The 1,394-nt window shown below is 73.5% G+C and carries 2 protein-coding genes; one reads left to right on the top strand and one right to left on the bottom strand.

Features of this window, described 5'->3' with window-relative positions:
* Window positions 1–344 (bottom strand): AraC family ligand binding domain-containing protein (locus x551_RS22205; protein ID WP_036251635.1); only part of this gene is annotated, 344 nt, incomplete at its 3' end.
* Between the two features lie 64 nt (window positions 345–408).
* Between x551_RS22205 and x551_RS22200 the strand changes: the two genes are divergently transcribed.
* Window positions 409–1,394 (top strand): MFS transporter (locus x551_RS22200; RefSeq protein WP_051512294.1); only part of this gene is annotated, 986 nt, incomplete at its 3' end.

The following is a 1,394-nucleotide window of genomic DNA, read 5'->3' as shown; positions in this document are numbered from 1 at the left end:
CCGCAGCGGCCCGGCCGCTGGTGCAGGTAGAGCGTGCGCAGCTCGGCGGTCTCGACCACGGTGATCGCGTGCTCGACGCCGGGCGGCACCCACACCGCGCGCGACGGCGGCACGAGGTAGGTGCCGCGCGCGGCGGTGAGCCGCATCACACCGGTGGCCGACCAGGCAAGCTGGGCCCAGGCGTGGCTGTGCGGTTCGACGCGCGAGTCGGTGGCCAGCGTGTGTCGCTTCGCGCGCAGCGGCCGCTCGGCGGTCGGCGTGAACAGGTGCGGCGTCAGCGGGCCGACCCGCGTCGCGGCGGGCGTCGCGCGAGCCTTCGGAGGGGGCGAGGGGCGTCTTGGCATGATCTCGACAGAAATTGTCCCGCTATCGTAAGCGCGCCGAGACGTCCCCACCTAGCATCGGGGCATGTCACGCTCCACGCTCCCTCCCCAGGCCGCCGACGGCGGCCGCTCGCTGCGCCAGGACGCCCGCACCATCGGCCTGATCGGCCTTGCGCACGGCACCTCGCACTTCTTCCACATGGTGCTGCCGCCGCTGTTCCCGGCCTTCATCCGCGACTTCGGCTACAGCTACGCCGAGCTCGGCCTGCTGGTCTCGGTGTTCTTCGTGATCTCGGGCATCGGCCAGGCGCTGGCCGGCTTCCTGGTCGACCGCGTCGGCGCGCGGCCGGTGCTGTTCCTCGCGCTGGCGCTGTTCGCCGCGTCGGCGCTCGCCACCGCCACGGCCACCGGCTACGGCGGCCTGATGCTCGCCGCGGCGCTGGCCGGGCTGGGCAACTCGCCGTTCCACCCGGTCGACTTCACCATCCTCAACAAGCGCGTGTCGCAGCCGCGCCTGGGCCACGCCTTCTCGGTGCACGGCATCACCGGCAACCTCGGCTGGGCAGTCGGCCCGGTGTTCATGGCCGGGCTCTCGGCGGCCGGCGGTTCGTGGCGCGTCGCCGCGGCCGGGGCCGGCGTGCTGGCGCTGGTCGTGCTGGCGATCCAGTGGTTCAACCGCGACGCGATCGACGACCGCGCCGGCACCTGGGAGCACGAGACGCGCGGCCCGTCCGCCGGCGCCGCGGTCGAGCACCCGATGGCCTTCCTGAAGCTGCCCTCGGTGTGGCTGTGCTTCGCGTTCTTCTTCTGGACCACCGCCGCGCTGACCGCGATTCAGGGCTTCGCCAGCCCGGCGCTGCAGCAGATGTACGAACTGCCGCTGGCGCTCACCGCCTTCGTCGTGACCGGCTACATGCTGTGCGGCGCGGCCGGCATGGTGATCGGCGGCTTCCTGGTGTCGCGCGTCGAACGCCTGGAGCGCACGATCGGCTTCGCGATGGCGGCCTCGGCCGGGCTGCTGCTGCTCACCGGCACCGGCTGGCTGCCGGGCCTGGCAGCGGCCGGCGCGGC

It is taken from the genome of Methylibium sp. T29, from assembly GCF_000576205.1.
GTDB lineage: Bacteria > Pseudomonadota > Gammaproteobacteria > Burkholderiales > Burkholderiaceae_C > Methylibium > Methylibium petroleiphilum.
This window is presented reverse-complemented; position numbering and strand designations above follow the sequence as displayed.